This is a genomic window from Flavobacterium granuli, assembly GCF_900129705.1.
Classification (GTDB): domain Bacteria; phylum Bacteroidota; class Bacteroidia; order Flavobacteriales; family Flavobacteriaceae; genus Flavobacterium; species Flavobacterium granuli.
In genome coordinates, this window is record NZ_FQWO01000013.1 from 73,484 (window position 1) to 93,325 (window position 19,842).

15 protein-coding genes are annotated in these 19,842 nt (G+C 34.3%); 11 read left to right on the plus strand and 4 right to left on the minus strand.

All coding sequences use genetic code 11. The features are described from left to right. The first annotated feature begins 26 nt into the window (after window positions 1–26). Window positions 27–1,514, plus strand: coding sequence for an aminotransferase class V-fold PLP-dependent enzyme (locus BUB25_RS14630; RefSeq protein ID WP_072945695.1), 1,488 nt, complete (start codon window positions 27–29; stop codon window positions 1,512–1,514). A 66-nt stretch (window positions 1,515–1,580) separates the two neighbouring features. Here the strand turns inward: BUB25_RS14630 and BUB25_RS14635 are convergent, their stop codons facing one another. Together BUB25_RS14635 and BUB25_RS14640 are read right to left on the minus strand one after the other, a co-directional pair. Next, window positions 1,581–3,146: a protein adenylyltransferase SelO gene (locus BUB25_RS14635; RefSeq protein WP_072945620.1), complete on the minus strand. Its 1,566-nt coding sequence runs from the start codon at window positions 3,144–3,146 to the stop codon at window positions 1,581–1,583. 136 nt (window positions 3,147–3,282) lie between these two features. After that, entirely contained in the window at window positions 3,283–4,158 is an 876-nt protein-coding gene (locus BUB25_RS14640) for a lysophospholipid acyltransferase family protein (RefSeq protein WP_072945622.1), read from the minus strand. A gap of 109 nt (window positions 4,159–4,267) precedes the next feature. Between BUB25_RS14640 and BUB25_RS14645 the strand changes: the two genes are divergently transcribed. Together BUB25_RS14645 and BUB25_RS14650 are read left to right on the plus strand one after the other, a co-directional pair. After that, window positions 4,268–4,906: a rhomboid family intramembrane serine protease gene (locus BUB25_RS14645; RefSeq protein ID WP_072945623.1), complete on the plus strand. Its 639-nt coding sequence runs from the start codon at window positions 4,268–4,270 to the stop codon at window positions 4,904–4,906. A 56-nt stretch (window positions 4,907–4,962) separates the two neighbouring features. Beyond that, window positions 4,963–5,652 carry an SIMPL domain-containing protein gene (locus BUB25_RS14650; protein ID WP_072945625.1) on the plus strand — a complete coding sequence of 230 codons (690 nt, stop codon included), beginning with the start codon at window positions 4,963–4,965 and terminating at the stop codon, window positions 5,650–5,652. A gap of 443 nt (window positions 5,653–6,095) precedes the next feature. Here the strand turns inward: BUB25_RS14650 and BUB25_RS14655 are convergent, their stop codons facing one another. Next, complete coding sequence (locus BUB25_RS14655) at window positions 6,096–6,350, minus strand: hypothetical protein (RefSeq protein WP_072945627.1); 255 nt, start codon at window positions 6,348–6,350, stop codon at window positions 6,096–6,098. Between the two features lie 46 nt (window positions 6,351–6,396). On the opposite strand from BUB25_RS14655, the gene BUB25_RS16815 reads away from it, so the two are divergent. Both BUB25_RS16815 and BUB25_RS16880 read left to right on the plus strand, forming a co-directional pair. Next, the gene (locus BUB25_RS16815) at window positions 6,397–6,519 is read left to right on the plus strand and encodes a hypothetical protein (RefSeq protein ID WP_262496852.1); all 123 of its coding nucleotides are present in this window, start codon (window positions 6,397–6,399) and stop codon (window positions 6,517–6,519) included. 300 nt (window positions 6,520–6,819) lie between these two features. Continuing rightward, window positions 6,820–6,993: a GntR family transcriptional regulator gene (locus tag BUB25_RS16880; protein ID WP_084089640.1), complete on the plus strand. Its 174-nt coding sequence runs from the start codon at window positions 6,820–6,822 to the stop codon at window positions 6,991–6,993. A 46-nt stretch (window positions 6,994–7,039) separates the two neighbouring features. On the opposite strand, the gene BUB25_RS14665 is transcribed toward BUB25_RS16880, so the two are convergent. Further along, the gene (locus BUB25_RS14665; RefSeq protein WP_072945629.1) at window positions 7,040–9,901 is read right to left on the minus strand and encodes a helix-turn-helix and ligand-binding sensor domain-containing protein; all 2,862 of its coding nucleotides are present in this window, start codon (window positions 9,899–9,901) and stop codon (window positions 7,040–7,042) included. A 346-nt stretch (window positions 9,902–10,247) separates the two neighbouring features. On the opposite strand from BUB25_RS14665, the gene BUB25_RS14670 reads away from it, so the two are divergent. From BUB25_RS14670 to BUB25_RS14695, 6 genes are all read left to right on the plus strand, one after another. Then, window positions 10,248–13,238, plus strand: a complete 2,991-nt coding sequence (locus BUB25_RS14670) for a SusC/RagA family TonB-linked outer membrane protein (RefSeq protein WP_084089643.1) — start codon at window positions 10,248–10,250, stop codon at window positions 13,236–13,238. Window positions 13,239–13,264: 26 nt separating this feature from the next. Next, window positions 13,265–14,716 (plus strand): RagB/SusD family nutrient uptake outer membrane protein, encoded by a 1,452-nt coding sequence (locus BUB25_RS14675; protein WP_072945631.1) that lies wholly within the window; start codon window positions 13,265–13,267, stop codon window positions 14,714–14,716. A gap of 334 nt (window positions 14,717–15,050) precedes the next feature. After that, a complete protein-coding gene (locus BUB25_RS14680) occupies window positions 15,051–15,896 on the plus strand; it encodes an endonuclease/exonuclease/phosphatase family protein (RefSeq protein ID WP_072945632.1) in 846 nt (281 codons plus the stop codon). A gap of 4 nt (window positions 15,897–15,900) precedes the next feature. After that, a complete protein-coding gene (locus BUB25_RS14685; RefSeq protein WP_072945634.1) occupies window positions 15,901–17,349 on the plus strand; it encodes a glycoside hydrolase family 30 protein in 1,449 nt (482 codons plus the stop codon). Window positions 17,350–17,377: 28 nt separating this feature from the next. Then, window positions 17,378–18,835, plus strand: coding sequence for a glycoside hydrolase family 30 protein (locus tag BUB25_RS14690; RefSeq protein ID WP_072945636.1), 1,458 nt, complete (start codon window positions 17,378–17,380; stop codon window positions 18,833–18,835). A gap of 54 nt (window positions 18,836–18,889) precedes the next feature. Continuing rightward, complete coding sequence (locus BUB25_RS14695; RefSeq protein WP_170066913.1) at window positions 18,890–19,825, plus strand: sialate O-acetylesterase; 936 nt, start codon at window positions 18,890–18,892, stop codon at window positions 19,823–19,825. Window positions 19,826–19,842: the final 17 nt, after the last annotated feature.

Here is a 19,842-nt window from a genome sequence, read left to right on the forward strand (position 1 = left end):
CATTTGTTGTCAAATTTACAAAAGGAATGACTACCAAAACAATTACCACACAATTAGAACAATATTTTCAACAATTTAGAGAGAATATCATTGGAATCAATCAGGATTTCGTTTCACCCTACGGTCACCAACAAATTGTCTATACCGATTGGACAGCCAGTGGTCGTCTTTATCGTCCCATTGAAGAAAAATTAATGAATGAGTTTGGCCCTTTTGTAGCCAATACGCATACCGAAACTACTATCTCAGGTACGGCTATGACAAAAGCTTATCATAAAGCCCGTCATATTATAAAACATCATGTAAATGCGAATGCTGATGATGTTTTAATAACTGATGGAACCGGAATGACAGGTGTTGTCAATAAATTTCAACGTATTTTAGGTTTAAAAGTACCTGAAAACTTAAAAGATTTTATCGCTATTCCGGCCGAGAAAAAACCAGTGGTTTTTATTTCGCACATGGAGCATCACTCAAATCAAACCTCTTGGTTAGAAACTATTGCTGACGTTGAAGTTATTCCATCAAGTGAAGATGGTTTGTTTAGTATTGAAAATTTGCAACTACTGTTGGATAAATATAAAGACAGAAGTTTTAAAATAGCCTCTATTACTTCCTGTTCAAATGTTACAGGGATTAGAACGCCTTATCATGATGTAGCGAAATTAATGCACCAACACAATGGGCTTTGTTTTGTTGATTTTGCCTGTTCAGGCCCTTATGTACAAATAGATATGCATCCTGCAGATCCGGAAAGTTATTTGGACGCTATTTTCTTTTCACCACATAAATTTCTTGGGGGTCCCGGGACTTGTGGTGTTTTAGTTTTTAATAAAAAATTATACCAGAATTTAGTTCCTGATTGTCCTGGAGGAGGTACAGTGAGCTGGACAAATCCTTGGGGAGAGCACAAGTATATTGATAATATTGAGGATAGGGAAGATGGCGGTACGCCAGGTTTCCTTCAAGTAATCAAGACTGCACTTGCAATTCAGTTAAAAGAGCAAATGGGAATTGAGAACATATTGAAAAGAGAACATGAAATCGTGGATTATATTTTCTCAGAATTAGGTTCAATTTCTAATATCAAGATTTTGGCGGGTCAGCACCAAGACCGTTTAGGTGTGATTTCTTTCTATGTTGATGATTTGCATTTCAATTTAGGAGTTAAATTATTGAATGATAAATTTGGGATTCAAACCCGTGGAGGATGCAGTTGTGCAGGTACTTACGGGCACTTTTTATTGCATGTAGATCAAGAAACGTCTAATAAACTTGTTGATGAAATTACTTTAGGTGACTTAATCAGAAAGCCGGGTTGGATTAGAATGTCAATTCATCCTACCACGACGACTGCCGAAATAGAAATGGTTTGCAATGCGATCAAAGCATTGGCAGAGAATCATAAAACTTGGTCTTTGGATTATGCTTATAATAAAGAGACGAATGAGTTTGTACACAAAGAAGCAAAACCTTTGGAAGATGAATTAGTGAAAAGCTGGTTTTCGATTTAGTTTATAGCTAATTTAGTTTTTATAGAAAAGCCCTTCAATACAGTTGAAGGGCTTTTTGGTTCTATTTTAAGAACTGCAGGACAACATAGAACTGCCTATTTTATCTCTGGCCCAATCGGGTCTTTTGGCAAACCATTTTTCCATTTCTGGTTGTTCCTGATAGGGTTTTTTGAGCAATTGGTGTAATTCATCAATTAGTGAATAATCCTTTTTATCAGCGGCTTCTATGGCCAGAGATGCCATATAATTTCGCAGCACATATTTTGGATTTACGGAATCCATTGCTGTTTTTCGATCATTGTTATTAGTTGTTTCCAGCTGTAATCGATTTAAATATTGGGTAAACCAATACAACCAAGAATCTTTTAGCTGATCTGTGACGGCTTCCGCTTTATAGAAAGATTCGTAAATCTGTGAAAAGGCATTTTCAACGGATTCCTCTTTCTTGATTTTACTTAATTTTCTAAAGAAAATCGTCATATCTGTTTCTATGAGTTGGAGATTTTCAGTAAGTATGTGAATCAGCTGATTGTCATTTTCTTCTTTTGTAAATAAGCCTAATTTGTTTTGCATCATATTCAAATAATCGGTTTCATAAAGCGATTTATAATTCTCCAAGATGGATTCTAAGGGCGCCGCCTCTTCAATCAAAGGATACAAGGCATTGGCTAATTGATACAAATTCCACAGGCCTATTTCGGCTTGGTTGCCAAAACGGTAACGGCGATTTTGACGATCGGTTGTATTGGGAGTCCAATTTGGATTGTAATCTTCGAGCCAGCCGTAAGGACCGTAATCTATGGTAAGCCCTAAAATAGACATGTTATCGGTATTCATCACCCCGTGTACAAAACCCACGCGTTGCCAGTGTACGATCATTTCGCGTGTTTTATTGGCCACAGCCTGAAAAAACTGAATGTATTTTTCTTTTGGATTTCCTTTTATTTCAGGGCAATAATATTTGATGGTGAAATCAGTAAGTAATTTCAGTGTTTTTAGGTCATTTTGTGAAGAAAATAGCTCAAAATTCCCAAAACGGATAAAGGAAGGCGCCACTCTGCAAACAATTGCGCCCTTTTCATAATCAGGGTTGCCGTTGTACATGACGTCGCGTAGCACCATGTCACCGCTGAGAATTAGTGATAGGGAGCGAGTAGTGGGAACGCCCAAATGGAACATGGCTTCGCTGCAAAGATGTTCCCGGATGGAAGAGCGTAATACGGCCAGTCCGTCAGCATTACGGGAATAAGGCGTCATTCCGGCTCCTTTTAATTGCAGGGTGTAAACTTGTTTTTGGTGTTCTATTTCTGCTAAAATAATAGCTCTGCCATCGCCTAATTGTCCTGCCCAATTTCCAAATTGATGTCCAGCATAACTCATCGAATAAGGGCGAGAATTAGGTAAAAGTTCTTTTCCCGAAAAAACATTTGTGAACTCAGCGGATTGCGCTTCTTCTTTGCTAATGCCAAGGAGTTTTAGGACTTCCTCTGAATAATGGATTAATTCCGGATTAGAGGGGTTTTTTGGATTAACATAGGAAAAGCAAGCTTTTTGTACCTGCCGGATGGTATTGGATTCATTAGTATCGGCGAGTAATTCGCTACTAAATCTATTGTTGATTTTTAAATTCATTTTTTAGAGTATAATATCAAAATTAGTGAAATTTACGGGAAGCAATAGTTAATTAAAGCATAATCCTATGTTTCGGAGAAAAGAAAACCCGGTTAATTGAAACCGGGTTTTGATTCTGTAAGGGATGTTTGCTTTTTTAGTCTTTTCGCCTGTGTTTCCATCTTTTATGAGTCCAGAAATAGTCTTCGGGTGCTTCTTCTATCTGTTTTTCTACTTCTCTAATGAAAGTATGGGTAATCCCAAAATCAGGAATAGATTTAGCGTCATCTGTAATGGGGACTAAAGTTGCTTCGTAAAAGCCTCTTTTTACTTTTTTTACTTTTACAAAAAGAACATTGAGATCGTATTTTTTGGATAACATTTCAGGGCCAGTGTGAACGGGTACTTCGATTCCCATGAAATTATCCCAGTGGAATATCCGGTTTCCGGCAGGAGACTGGTCGCTGGCCAATGCATATAAGGACAGAATTCCCTTTTTTTGATTTTCGGCGATGAAAGGAATTGTTTTATTGGTAACAACGAGTTCGGTGTTGTATTTGCTTCTAATTTTTCTGACGAGTTTGTCAAAATATTTATTGTTGATTTTTTTATAAACGCCCACTCCGCGAAAAGATATTTTTTGGTTCAGCGTAATTAACCATTCCCAACTCGCATAATGAGAAGCCAAAAGCATGATGCTTTTTCCTTTTTTTTCATAGTCTTTGATTACCTCAATGTTTTTAATCACAAATCGCTTATTCATTTCTTTAGACGAAATAGTCAGGGTTTTAGCCATTTCCAGAAACATATCGCATAAATGATGATAGGATTTTTTTTCGATAATAAGACGTTCTTGGTCGTTAAGATGAGGTAGTGCCATGGACAGATTAGCTCTAACAATCTTTTTGCGATAACCAATTATATAGTATACTAAAACATAAATTATATCAGAAAACAGGTATAGAATGCGAAATGGAAGAATGGAAATTAACCAGAGTAAGGGGTAAACTATAATGAAAACAAGAAATTGCATGGATTAAATTTTCTTGCAAATATAATTCAAATATCATTATAAAACTTGAAGACTTGCTAGACGAGTCTTGAAGAATGATTACTTTTACCCTAAACAATAAATATATTTTATGAATACTTTTTTGATCGCAATAATGATTGCAAACGTACTTATTAGCTTTAAAGGGTTTAATGATCTTTCTTTTTTTAGAAAATATGAATTCCACATGGGAAGCGTTCGCTCAGGTGAACAAATACGTATTTTGTCTTCGGGTTTTCTTCATGCGGATATAGGGCATTTGGCTTTTAATATGATTACCCTTTATTTTTTTGCGCCAGTTGTTATTCAGTTGTTGGGAAGTCTTTCCTTTGTTATTATTTATTTTGGGAGTTTGATTTTTGGGAGTTTATTGACGATTGTATTTCATAAAAACGATTATAATTATCGTGCTATTGGTGCTTCGGGGGCTGTTACCGGTGTTTTATACTCGGCGATATTATTGCAGCCTAATATGATGTTGGGGCTGTTTTTTATAGTTCCTATCCCGGCTTACCTTTTCGGAATTCTGTATTTGTTGTATTCTATTTATGGAATGAAAACCAAAAACGATAATATAGGTCATACGGCCCATTTTGGAGGTGCTGCTGGAGGCTATCTGATTACTCTGGTAACTTATCCTCAATTAGTGATAGAGCATACTTTTATGGTGGTATTATTGACTATTCCAATCATAATTCTTTTTGTAATGGCTAAAATGGGAAAAATTTAGTGGCACAACTTTTGAAAGAATAGTAAAACAAAATAATTTAATTAAAATAAAACAAAATGAAAAAAACATTATTAATTCTATCCGTACTATTTATAAGTCTGTCTAACGCACAAGAGATCAAACAAGTCCCACAAATAAGTGTAAATGGTGAAGGAAAGGTAAAGGTGGTTCCGGACCAAGCCACGATAACGGTTACCGTTGAGACAAAAGGAAACAATGCCAAAGACGTTAAAAAGCAAAACGATCAACAGATGGAGGCTGTGCTTAAATTGATTAAAAAGATGAATTTAAATCCCGCGGATTATAAAACGCAGCGTGTTTCATTAAATCCTCAGTATGATTATGAGAAAAAGAAAAGCAATTATAATGCTACACAGACAATTGAAATTTTGTTAAGAGATTTGTCTAAATATGATGAGTTAATGGATGGTGTAGTGAGTCAGGGAATCAATAGAATTGATAATGTCGTTTTTCAGTCCTCTAAGTTGGCCGAATATCAATCTGAAGCCAGAAAATTAGCGATGAAAGAAGCAAAGCTTAAAGCAACCGATTATGTGTCTGTTTTAGGGCAAAAAATAGGTCGTGCAATGACCATATCTGATAATTCTCAAAGTTATTACCCGCAGCCTGTTTATGCGAGAATGAAATCTATGGAGATGAGCGATGCCGGTGCACCAAGAGAAACGCTAGCGGCAGGAGAAATTACAATTACAGCCAATGTAAGTGTGAGTTTTATTCTTGAATAAATCAAAAGTCAAAAGAATTATAAAAATCAAAATCCCCTCTCATTTTAAAAAAGTGAGAGGGGATTTTTAGTTAAAAAAAAAACGCTTCAATTACTTGAAGCGTTTCTGGTGGGGAGAGCAGGATTCGAACCAATAAGCTAGAACCCGCGCCTATACTGCATTTCTATTAATATATAATCAAAGGTGCCACGATTTTGCCATAAGAACTAAATGAATTAATTACATATGTAAACTATCGTTTTTTCAGCTGGTTGAATTGATTTTAATGAACGTAATGATTCTTTCATATTGTTATGCAAAGGTAACAAAATTTGTAATAAAATTGTATTAGATCATGAAATAATTGCTGATTTTTAGATAGTTAGTATGAAAGTAAAGCTCCCCATTGAGATTATTCATCAACCTTTCGGTAATATATAATGCAAAATTTTTCAGTTTTAATTTCAAAAGGGCATATCCGAATCATCTATTTCGATTTGAATATTTTTTTTCAGCCCTTCTTCATCGGATTTAAATTGTGACCATTCATAGATATCTAATACTGCACCTTCTTTTATGTCAAATATTATGTCAATATGATTGCTTGATTTGTTTCCGATGAAGGAGAATCCTGTACAGTTATAATTACAATCTTTATAATTACAACTACCACTATGCTTATTTAAGAAAGTATCGCCAGAATTGAGAAATTCATTCATTGCAACATCTAGTTTTTGAATAAATTTTTTCTTTTAAAGTCCTGATATGTCCGATCATCATCCAGTTGCTGGAGGTATGCTTTCTGCAGTGAGTCAAATGACGGTTCATGATGATGCGAGTTTCTGCAGAAAGACATACCAAAACATTCTCGTAGAGCAGCATCATTAATTTATCAAGTTCCAATAAGTAATATAAACATTCAAATGAATTAATAACGTCGTATGGGTTATTATACTCACTCATGATCGTTTTAACAAATTCAAAAAATTAAGTACTCTTATTCAGAATATAAAGTGAAATAATTTTTTCTAATTTATAACAATCTTTAAAAAAAAAGTTAAAATCCAAAGAATTGAATAAAATTATGTAATATCGTATTTCTACAATGAGATCCACATATTAACTCTTAAATTAACGATCCAATTTCATGAAAAAAACTTCAGTAATAAATAGCCTTAGAATTGATGAATTTTCTATTACACAAAGTATCAACAGTTAGTTAGTGCCGTCTTAAACACCATAAAGCATGGTGTTTTAAAAAAAGGAGACGTCATGCCATCCATTAATGAATTAAGTTTTGAATATGAAATATCAAGGATCACGATTGGAAAAGGGATATGTCTCTTCCTAAATAACCGATAGAGATTATTAGACAAAATAATATTTAATTAAACACTTATAAAAACGTTTAAATACTCATTAAAAAACCGGTTAGACTTTCCTTTTTATTGAGCCTAAATTTTTTGCGTAAACGGTAACGAGACACTTCGACACCTCCACTCGAAATGTTCATGATTTCTGCAATTTCTTTTGTAGACATATTCATGAGTAAATAGGTGCATAAATCCAATTCGCGTGGGGAAATGGTTGAGTATTTTTCTTTTAATCTTTTCAGGAAATCGAAATGAACATTCTTGATGTGTTTTTCAAGGTCTTTCCAGCTTTTGTCGGTATTTACCTCTCTTACAATGCTTTTGTTGAGCTTGTTGAATTGAAATTTAGTGGATTCGTCAAAAGCATCTACATTGATGTCTTTGAGTTTATGGATAATTCCATTTAGTATTTTGTTCTTTTTTACAACTTGTAGCGTATTGGTAACCAGCTCCTTGTCTTTGGAAAGGATTTTAATTTGCAGCTTGTCATTTTTTAATCGTTCGATTTCTTTTTCTAAATCATATTGCCCTTTTCTGATTTTCGATTCTCTTTCCAGATAAAGCCTTCGTTGTTCGATGGTTTCGTAATATTTGTTTTTTCGAATTTTTGCCCTAATTCTATTTTGAATATAATAAGTTATAGCAATAATTAGCACGATGTAACAAAAATAGGCTACAAAATGTCTGTACCATGGCGGAGAAATTGCAAATGAAATTTGTGTTACTTCGGATTGGATTCCATAGCTATCTCTTGCTTTCAGTTTCATTTTGTAGTTGCCTTCCCTTAAGTTGGTATACTCTTTAATGGCAACGGGAGACCAGTTACTCCACCTGTCATCAAAACCTTCTAATTGATATGAAAATTCAATATTATCTATGTTTTCATAGCTGGGAGAAGAAAATGTGAACTTTACCCGATTTGATTTATATGGAATTTTTTGTTTTTCAATGGTTTTTGGGCTGTTGCCAAACATCAGTGTGTCTCCCGGAAATGAAAAACTTCGGATAAATGCAGTGGGTTTTCTATCGAAATTATTTAAAAGTTGGGAATCATAATGTGCCAATCCATTTGTTAGACCAATAAATATATTTTTGGAATCAATCGTATTTACAGACAAATAGTTGTTGACTAAATTACCGGTTAAGCTTGAAAATGGAGCAACAATATTCTTGTATTCGCCAGAAGCGTTTTTTGACAGCACTCCCAATGATTTTTTAAAAAGATACCAAATATTGCCTAATGAATCTTGGTTAAGGGAGTAAATCACCGGCAAATATTTAAATAAAGCCGACATTTTTTTGTCTTCAAAAAACAGGTCTTGGTCATTAGAGTATTTATAAAAATGATTGTTCGTTTGAAAATAAACGGTATTGTTCAAAGTTTGAATACTGCCAATGCCCTTAATGGTGTTGGTCAGGTTTGGGTAGGTTTTGATGGAGTTGAATTTTTTCAAGTCATCGGAAATAGTCATTTGATAAATTAAATCATCTTTTTTTAACCATAAATAAGACTGGTCTATCTCGAAAGAAATGGATGGTTTTTCGAAACCGGCAATTTGATTTCGGTATTCCAAACCATTTGCTGTCTTCTCAAAAACGGCAAAACCATTGTAATTAGCGCCAATAATATAATTAGGACGGCTTGGAATTTTTATGAAACGAAAGTATCCTCTGGTGTCAAGTGTTTTAACAGAATGGTTGCCTTCAATTACTAAAGCTCCGCTATTGTTTCCACAAATTAACTGTCCATCAATAACCTGAATGTTCCATGCCTGACCAGTTGTTCCTTCCACCAAAGAAAAACTTTCGCCTCTGAAAGGCGTTTTCCACGGCGAATAAAAAACACCCTGATTTGTCGCAACATATAAATTCCCCTTATGCACAACCGAAGCATATACCGTACTAATGCCGTAACTAAATCCAAAGTAAGTGAATGGCGAGTTTTCATTTATAAAATCAATACCATTGTCAAGTCCCAACCAAAGATTGTTTTTGTTGTCTATAAAAGAAGTCAAAACGGTGTTGTTCTGGAGTCCTTTTTTGTGGTTAATGTGTTGAATTATTTTGCCATTGGTATCACAAATTATAATGCCATCCAAAACCGAATTCAATACAATGAATTTATCGTTGAATGATACGCCTCCTAAAGAACTGTTTTTTTTGACAAAAGCGTTAGCCTCCGTATTCCAAGGGGTTGTTTCTTCGTGGTTGTATACAAAAAGTCCTTTGTTTAGAGTGGCGATGAGTATTTTGTTCTCCGGCAAAGAAAACATGCCCCAAATTTCGGTATTGTTAAAAGAGGATGTCCCTTTTAAGGGATACAATTTGCCGTCCTTATATTCTACTATTCCGGCTGAAACATCCTGTAAGTAAAGACGGTTGTTTACCAGAAAGGAAAACTGGAATCTATCGGGGGCTTCCACTATTTTTAATTGGTTGTTTTTATAGCTGTAGATTCGGGCAAACGATTGAAAAACAACCTCATTTTTATAAAGATGTATTTTCCAGATGAAATCAATTATTTTTTTTTTGTTTACCATTTTTGAAATCGAAACGTATTCTAGTTTCCCCTTTGAATTTGTTTTGTAGTATCCAAATTCACTGTAGCCACCTATGAAAATTTTTCCGGACGGGTCAATTTTTACGCATCGAGTATCAGGAGAATTTGGTAAAGGATAATTGTGCCATGTTGATCCGTCAAATTGGAATAAACCATTGTTGTTGGCAAAATATAAATTTCCGTTTTTATCTTGGTCAATATTCCAGTTTTGAGTGCCACCTTTATAGTCGGTTCTCTTATAATTTCTTATTTCTGGAAGCCCAATGTTTTTTACCTGACCAAAAACGGGTGTTGCAAAAAAGAGTAATAGTAGTATTTTGAGTTTTAAACGATCCATAATGAATTCAAAATGTAATTATTTGATTTATAAGCGAAAACGATTTCTTTGTTTTCAAAGCGTAGTCCATTTTTTGGCTTTTTTTGGTATGTTTACTTATTTCAAGAGCTAAATTACTTTTTTTTGTAATGTTGTGTTTATTTTTTTCTTAATTGTTTTCGTTTATAACGTAGATTTATTTTTAATATATTGATAAATAGATAAATGTAAAATATTTGTTTGGTTTTTGTCAAGTTCAAAAATTAACTTTGTTTGGTTTTTGTAAGGAATTTTTAATGCTAATACTAAAAAAATAATATTACTATTGTATCAAATTACTAATTAATTAACCAAAATTTTTAGAAAAATGAAATTAACAAAATTACTTATTTTTTGTTTTTTATCTGTTCTATTCTCAGTTTATGGGCAAGCACAAGATGTTTCCATAAAAGGAAAAGTGATAGACGAAAACGGATTACCCATTCCAGGAGTAACGATTTTAATCAAAGGAACCTCCAATGCAACAACCTCGGACATGGATGGGACTTATCAAATAAAGGCTGCTTCTAGCGGTACTTTAGTATTTAGTTATATGGGATATACTTCCATTAAGGAAGCCATTAACGGCAGAACTACAATTAACGTAAGACTTCAGATTGAGTCACAATCCTTGCAAGAGGTTGTTATCAATGTAGGTTATGGAACCCAGAAGATGAAAAATTCAACAAATGCAGTTTCTAAAGTTAAGTCGGATGCATTTGAAAATCGCCCTATTGTATCTGTTGCTCAAGCAATACAAGGGAATGCTGCAGGGGTAAATGTTGTTCAAACTTCAGGGAAACCTGGAGCAAGTTTTGATGTAAGGATTAGAGGTCTTAGCTCTATAAACTCTGAAAACTCCCCTTTGTATGTTATTGATGGAATTCAAACTAAAGATATTTCCGGTTTAAATACCGAAGATATTGTGGATTTATCAATTTTGAAAGATGCTACTGCAACAGCTATTTATGGTGTAAATGGCTCATCAGGAGTTGTAGTTATTACTACTAAAAAAGGAAAATCAAATAAAAATGATTTTCAATTTACTTCTTATTTAGGGATGTCAAAAGCCGTGAGCAATGTAGATGTTTTAAATTTAACAGATTATAAAACATTAATAAATGAAATTAATCCAAGTTACTTAACAACTGCAAATGACCCAAAATATACAGGAATAAACACGAATTGGCAAGATGAAATCTTGAAAACGGGTATTGATCAAAATTATAATTTTTCGTATGCTGGAGGTACTGAAAAAGTAAGACTTTATGGGGCTTTAGGATACCAAACAGTAGATGGTATAATAAATCCATCAAAATACAACCGTTTTTCAGGAAAAATAAATGTGAATGCCAATCTTACTTCTTGGTTGAAAACAGATGTAAGTATGAATATCATTCAATCCGATGGTTCGTATATTAGTGATAATAATAGCGTTGGACAAGGTGGTGTAGTTATGAGTGCTTTAGTAACGCCAGCATTTTTGCCTACTTGGGGTTCTCAATTAAATGTTAGAGATACAAATACAGATGGATCTTATAAAGATGGATTTAAAGATGGTCAATATGCAGAAAATCCATATCAATCAGGATGGGAAAATCCAGTTTCATTATTGTCAAGAAAAAACACAACAGCTGTAAATAGATATTTAAGCAGTATTAGTTTTGATGTCAATATTTTGCACAATTTAGTTTGGAAACCAATGGTATCGTTAGATTGGACAAAATCAGACAATGTTCAGTTTGTAGATCCATATAGTAATGTTTGGGGAAGAAATGGAGACAATAACCCTGATTCTGACAAAGGAAGAGGTAGTAATACAGTAGAAAACAATAAGAATTGGAATTTTGAAAACACGTTAAACTATCAATTGAAATTTGATAATTCAGATTTAAACTTATTGGGTGGTATGTCAATGCAGAAAAATAATTATACTAAAGATGCCAATTCTGGAACTGGATTTCCTGTTGAGCAACTCAGCTATGATATTAATGCTGCAAAAAATCAATCTTTCGAAAACAGAGAAAATGAGGTAAGAAGTCTATCCTATTTTGGAAGAGCAACCTACATTATCAATAATAAATATATTTTGAATGGTGTATTTAGAGAAAGTGGTGCGTCTCAATTGTCAGCTGATAATAAATGGGGGTTTTTTCCAGGAGTTTCTGCTGCTTGGATTGTTTCCAATGAAGATTTCTTGAAAGATGTAAGCACTATCAGTGAATTAAAACTTAGAGGTGGTTGGGGAAAAACAGGTAATTTATCAGGATTACCAGCCTATTCAAGCTTTGATTTGAATTATACGAATCCTTTGACAAATGCTACAACATTAGATCAAATTGGTAATCCTGATTTGAAATGGGAAACAGCTACGGATATCAATCTAGGTTTAGATTTGGGTTTATCCAATAATAGAATCAAATTAACAGCTGATGTATATAAAAAGAATACAAAAGACTTGCTTCAAATTATTTATTTCCCAGGTTTTTCAAAACCATATTATTATAATGCCGGTGAAATTGAAAACAAAGGATTGGAGCTAGGTTTAAACACCATAAACTTCACGGGTAATTTTAAATGGAATTCTAATTTTAATATATCTTTCAATGATAATCAAGTGGTTAAATTAGGGTTGCTTAAAAAATTACCGTTTCAAAATTTAACTTCTGTTGGAGAAAGCGTAATTCTATTGACTGAAGGAAGTTCTTTAGGAAGTTTCTACGGTTATAAAGTGGATAAAGTTGATCCTGCTACAGGTACATTATTGTACAAAGATATTAACGGAGACGGGAATATCACTCCAGATGACAGAACAAACATAGGAAATCCTAATCCAAATTTCACATTTGGTTTGAGCAATGATTTTAGCTACAAAGGATTTAGTTTAGATGCTTTAATCACTGGTTCACAAGGTGGAGATGTTTTCAATGCTTCAAGAATGGATTTAACATTGATGAATAATTACAACAATCAATCGACAGAAGTATTAAATAGATGGACTACTTCAGGTCAAATTACAGATGTTCCAAAAGCGAATGAAGCAAGTGCTTTGCACGTTTCTGACCGGTTTGTAGAAGATGGTTCCTACATCCGATTGAAAGCAGTTACGTTGGGGTATCAATTTAAATTGGAAAAATTGAAATTAAATTCAATAAAAGTATATGTAACTGGACAAAACCTATATACAATAACTGATTATAAAGGTTTTGACCCTGAAGTTGGAGCTTTTAACAATGCTACAGGAATTGGTCAAGGTATTGATTTAGGAACTTATCCTCAAGTTAAAACATTTATTTTTGGACTAAAAGCCAATTTTTAATACTAAAATATAAATACGATATAGTTATGAAATTATTTAAAAATTATTTAAAAATATTCTCGGCATTGATGCTGATATTTTTAACATCCTGTTCAGATTATTTAGATACAGAACCCATTACGGAAGAAGCAACCTCCTTAAACGATGGTATTGTAATAAAAAATGCAGCAGATGCAGAAAAAAGAATGAATGCCGTATATGGGACTTTTGGTTCGGGTTATTGGCAATTGGATTTCTTCTTGGTTGGTGATGGACAATCTGATAATGCTTATATGGGCGCTGATAACCCTGCCATTTTTCAATATGAAACCTATCAAATGTTATCTACAAATTCGCAAATGAAAGGCGATTGGAATGATATTTACAACAACATCAATACGTGTAATATCGTGATTAATTATGTGGATCAAGCTACAGATTTAAGCGCCACCCGAAAAAATGAAATGATTGGTGAGGCTTCCTTGATTAGAGCTTTGAATCATTTTCAAGCGGTTCAATTATGGGGCGATTGCCCAATTGCAAAAGAAGCCATTTTTTCAATTTCAAGTGCAAACTTTGAAGCGGCATTCAACGCGTTATTCCCAGCCAGAAAACCTGTTGCCGAAGTGTATGCACAAATTATTGCCGATTGCCAAGTGGCTATTGAAAAAGGACCAGACGCCTCTAATAAATTTAAAGCCAATAAAATGGCTGCCAACGCTCTTCTTGCAAAAGTATATGCCACTATGCCTAATCCGGATTGGACAAAAGTGATTCAACATTGCGATGTGGTTATTGGTGGTGGTTACACTCTTTTGCCTACTTTCGATCATCTTTTTGACAGCGCACACGAAGGAAATGCCGAATCAATTTGGGAAGTCAATGGCGATGGTTGGAGCAGTCCTATTGGGGCTTGGAATACCGGTATGTTTTTAGGAACAGATTGGAAAAAATTCAATGCTCCTTCCCATACTTTAGTACAAGCTTTTGCAAATAACGGAGATACTCAAAGAGCAGCGTCCACTATAACAAGAGCAAATGTAGGTTGGTCTGACGCTTATTGGTCTTCTACAAACTATCCTTTTGCTTATAAAATGAGAGATACAAATGGAAAGCAAAACTACTATATTGCTCGTTTAGCCGATATTTTATTACTAAAAGCCGAAGCTTTAGCAAGTAAAGGAGATTTTAATGGAGCGATGGTTTTAGTAAATCAAGTAAGAACAAGAGCTGGAATTGCTTCAATTAGTGCTTCAAGCCAATCTATTGCAATTGACAAAGTTCTCGAAGAAAGATTAATGGAATTAGCTTTCGAAGGAGATCGTTGGTTTGATTTAAAAAGAATGGGAAAAGCGATTCAAGTATTGTCTCAACAAAAAGATGGCAGTGGAAATGTGCTGTCATTTGCAACTAATATCAATCAAAATAGACTTTTATGGCCTATTCCTCAAGATAAATTAGATGCTAATGCGTTATTAGTCCAAAATCCTGGGTATTAATAGTAAAACCAGCAAATTAATATAAGATGCTAAAATAAGCTCGGGACAATCAAAAAGTCCTGAGCTTAATTTTATAATTATCACTTTTATAAAGTCTTAGCAAAGAAATTGAAGAGATCAAAAAGGTAATGTTACTTATAGATATACAACATCAGGTATATACTCGTGTTATATATGTATCTGCATACAATTTAGACCGTTTTATTTTTTCAATATTTTAATTAGAGTTTTTAATAATTAGTAGTGCGTTTTGTTTAGTTAGCTCTTCATTAGGAGCTTCTATTTGTATCTGGATAGAAGCTTTAATGAAGAATATTAATTGTAATTTTAAAGAATGAAAAAATCAAAACAAGGAATTATTGCTGTAGTTTTTGCCCTGATAAGTTTGTTCTCTTATGGTCAAAAGTTAAAACTAATGACCTACAATATTAGACTTGATGTAGCTAGTGACGCAGAAAACGATTGGACACATCGTAAAGATTTTTGTACTTCCCAAATTCAGTTCTATGGACCAGATATTTTTGGAGTTCAAGAGGCAAAACCCAATCAGGTGATTGATATTGGAAATGCTTTGCAAGAATACAATAATGTAGGTGTAGGGCGAGAAGGTTTTGGAAAAGGGGAATCTTCCAATATTTATTATAAAAAAGAACGATTTTCGATAAAAGAAACCAATACATTTTGGCTTTCTGAGACACCAAATCAAATTTCTAAAGGATGGGATGCCGCCTTCAATAGGGTTTGTACCTATGCGCTTTTTAAAGATTTGAAAACAAAAAAAATGTTTTGGGTTTTTAATACGCATCTGGATCACATGGGGGAAGAAGCAAGAACCAAAGGAATTGAACTTATAGTTTCAAAAATTAAAACCTTAAACACAAAAGGATATCCGGTGTTTTTTATGGGAGATTTTAATTCGGAACCTAACGAAGATAGAATTTTGTCATTAAAAAAAATAATGAATGATAGTCGTGAAGTATCCCAAGAAAAACCTTTTGGACCTTCCGGAACCTTTAATAATTTTAATTATAACGAACCGGTTACCAAGTTGATCGATTACATTTTTGTTTCTAAAGAAAATGGTATAGAAGTAAAAAAATACGCTGTTTTAACCGATTCAAAAAATTTACATTACCCATCGGATCATTTTCCGGTTTACATCGAAATTAATTTTAAATAAAAACATGAAAAGTAAAAATAATAGTACAAAGGTTTTTCTTATTACTGTTTTATCAGTCATTTTGGTCCAATGTTCGCCAACTACTGACCCTGTAAAGCAGAAGCCGACACCTCCAGTAGTTACAAATGAAATGGATTTTTGGTTAACAAAAGGGAATCAAAGTGTAATACTTCAAAAGCAATCTTCTGTTTTGGCATTTGGTTCAGTTCCTAATAATTCCCCAACTATAGAAGTAGATGATACAAAAACTTTTCAAAGCATTGATGGTTTTGGATACACTTTAACAGGAGGAAGCGCTCAAGTCATTAACCAATTGAACCCAGCAAAAAGGAAAGAATTGTTGCAGGAATTATTTGGTTCTGGCAATAATGCCATCTCGGTAAGTTATATCAGGATTAGTATCGGTGCTTCAGATTTGGACTCGGCGCCTTTCACCTATAACGATTTGCCAACCGGACAAACAGATTTGAATCTAGAAAAATTTAGTTTGGCTCCCAATAAGAATGATGTGATTCCAATGTTAAAAGAAATACTGGCCATCAATCCAAACATCAAAATACTGGCCACGCCTTGGTCTCCACCAGTTTGGATGAAAGACAACGATAGTTTCATTGGCGGAAGTTTGCAACCCAAATATTATGCGGTTTATGCACAATACTTTCTGAAATACATCCAGCAAATGAAAGCCGAAGGAATCACCATTGATGCCATAACTCCTCAAAACGAACCACTCCATCCAGGGAACAATCCAAGTTTGTTAATGCTAGCTTCTCAACAAGCCGATTTTATTAAAAATCATTTAGGCCCAGTTTTCCAAAATGCAAATTTGAAAACTAAAATCATTACCTATGACCATAATTGTAATAAACCGGAATACCCGATAGCTATTTTAAATGATGCTGCGGCATATCCATACATAGACGGATCGGCCTTTCATTTGTATGAAGGAGACATCAGCGCATTGTCAACAGTTCACGATGCATTCCCGAACAAGAATGTCTATTTTACAGAACAATATACGGGCACGGCAGGCACATTTGACGGGGATTTAAAATGGCATGTAAGAAATATTATTATTGGCTCGATGCGCAATTGGAGTAAAAATGCATTAGAATGGAATTTGGCCAACAACGCTTCTTTTGGTCCAAATACTCTTGGTGGTTGCACCACTTGCAAAGGTGCCTTGACTATAGTAAGTGATGATAGTTTTACCAGAAACGTTGCCTATTATATTATTGCCCATGCATCAAAATTTGTACCGGCGGGTTCGGTTAGAATTGCAAGTAACTTGACTGGTAATTTGCAGAATGTTGCTTTTAAAACGCTCGAAGGGAAAAAAGTTTTAATTGTAGAAAATGACGGAAACACAGCCGAAAAATTTAATATAAAACACAACGGAAAATGGGTTACTTCTACTTTAGAAGCAGGTTCAGTAGCCACTTATATTTGGTAAATAACAGTAAACAATAGAATATAATATTATGCAAAAAATAACAACAACAGTGCTCTTGATGGTATCGCTTTTTGCTTTTTCTCAGCAAAAAGATAAGGAGCAATCGAAGTCATTTTCTACCAAAAACAAGAAAATTACTGTTTACACTACGGCAGATAGCACAAAATTGAGATTGACACAAACCAATGTTTTAACGTTTGCTGCTTCAAAACAGCCATTAGAAGTTGAGGTTTCTGTTTTTGTTGAACCCACTAAAACTTTCCAGAAATTTATGGGGATTGGAGGAGCAATAACCGATGCAAGTGCCGAGGTTTATGCAAAATTACCCAAAGAAAAGCAAAAAGAATTTATGAATGCCTATTACGATAAAGAAAAAGGAATAGGTTATTCATTGTTAAGAACCACGATTCATAGCTCTGATTTTGCTAGCGGAAGCTATACTTATATCAAAGAAGGTGACAAGGATTTAAAGACTTTCAATATTGATCACGACAGGCAATATCGCATCCCCATGATTAAAGAAGCCATTAAAACGGCTGGCGGAAAATTATTGACTTATGCATCGCCTTGGAGTCCGCCTGCATTTATGAAAAGCACGAACAACATGCTAAAAGGAGGAACATTGCTTCCAGAATATTACCAGCCTTGGGCTAATTATTTTACAAAATTTATCAAAGCATACGAAAAAGAAGGAATCCCTATTTGGGGAATTACGGTTCAAAACGAACCAATGGCTACTCAAACTTGGGAATCCTGTATTTTTAGTGCTGAAGCGGAAAGAGATTTCTTGAAAAATTTCTTGGGACCAACAATGAAAAAAGAAGGTTTTGCAGACAAGAAAATTGTGGTTTGGGATCACAATCGTGATTTGATGACACACAGGGCTAATGTTATTTTTTCTGATCCAGAAGCTTCAAAATATGCTTGGGGAATGGGATTTCATTGGTATGAAAATTGGTCAGGAGGCGCTTCAATGTTTGAAAATGTTCGTAAAGTTTACGAGCAATATCCCTCTAAAAATTTATTATTTACCGAAGGATGTGTCGAAAAATTTGATGCCAAAAAATACCAATTTTGGGCTAATGGCGAACGATATGGCACTTCCATGATTAATGATTTCAATAACGGAACCGTAGGTTGGACGGATTGGAATATTCTTTTAGACCAAAACGGAGGCCCAAATCATGTAGGTAATTTTTGTTTTGCACCCATTCATGCGGACATTGATTCGGGAGAATTAATTTACACGCCGAGTTATTATTACATTGGTCATTTCTCCAAATTTATTCGTCAAAATGCCAAAAGAGTGAGTACATCAGTGAGCAGAAGCGACTTATTGAGCACCTCTTTTCTTAATGTCGATGGAAAAATGGTGACTGTAGTGATGAATCAAAGCAACAAAAGCGTTACTTATAATTTGATTATAGCGTCAGAAAAAACAGTTGTGGTAATTCCGGCTCATGGAATTCAGACATTGGTTTATTAGATTGCAGGAATTGGTCTGTCTCATTTTTTTATGTTTTTTAATTATTTATCAACTATGAAATCTATTTTAATATTCCTTGTAATGCCCTTCATGCTTCTGGCGCAAATAAAAAAAGACAGCATCAAAGTGTTTTATTTAGGTGGACAGTCCAATATGGAAGGTTTTGGTTATGTAAAAAATTTGCCGGATTCTTTGAACAAAAAAGTAAAAAATGTTTTTATTTATCAAGGAAACCCTGTAGTAGATAATGACGCAAGTGGCGGATTAGGAAAGTGGGATTTGCTGCAGCCCGGTCACGGATCAGGTTTTTCGTCAGATGGAAAAACGAACAAACTTTCAGATAGATTTGGAGTCGAGCTTTCGTTGGCCAAAAAGTTGCAAGAATTATACCCAGGCCAAAAACTGGCTTTTATAAAATATGCTAGAAATGGCTCTTCAATTGATAGCATTGGAACATCAGGTTTTGGCGCTTGGGAACCTGATTTCAAAGGTGGAAAAGGGATGAATCAATACGATTATTTTCTTAAAACCGTAAAAGGTGCCACAGCTGTAAAAGACATAAACAGTGATGGAGTCGAAGATGTTTTGATTCCAAGTGGCATCATTTGGATGCAAGGCGAAAGTGATGCCGATAAAACGGAAGCCATCGCAAATCAATACTATTCCAATTTGAAAAGGTTGACGGATCTGATGAGAGCCACTTTTAGAAATAATGATTTGCCTATTGTAATTGGAAAAATATCAGATTCTGGCGATATTGAAGGCGGAAAAGTTTGGAAATTTGGCGAATTGGTTCAATATTGTCAAGAAAAATTTGCCGCAACCCAACCCAATGCAGCCATCGTAAGAACCACGAACACCTATAAATATACGGATAGATACCATTATGACAACAACGGATTCATTGATTTAGGAAAACAATTTGCAACTAAAATTTTTCTCCTGAATAATAAAATGGGCGATAAGTCTAAAAAAGCGTCTTTGAATTGAGTAATCTGGATGATAAA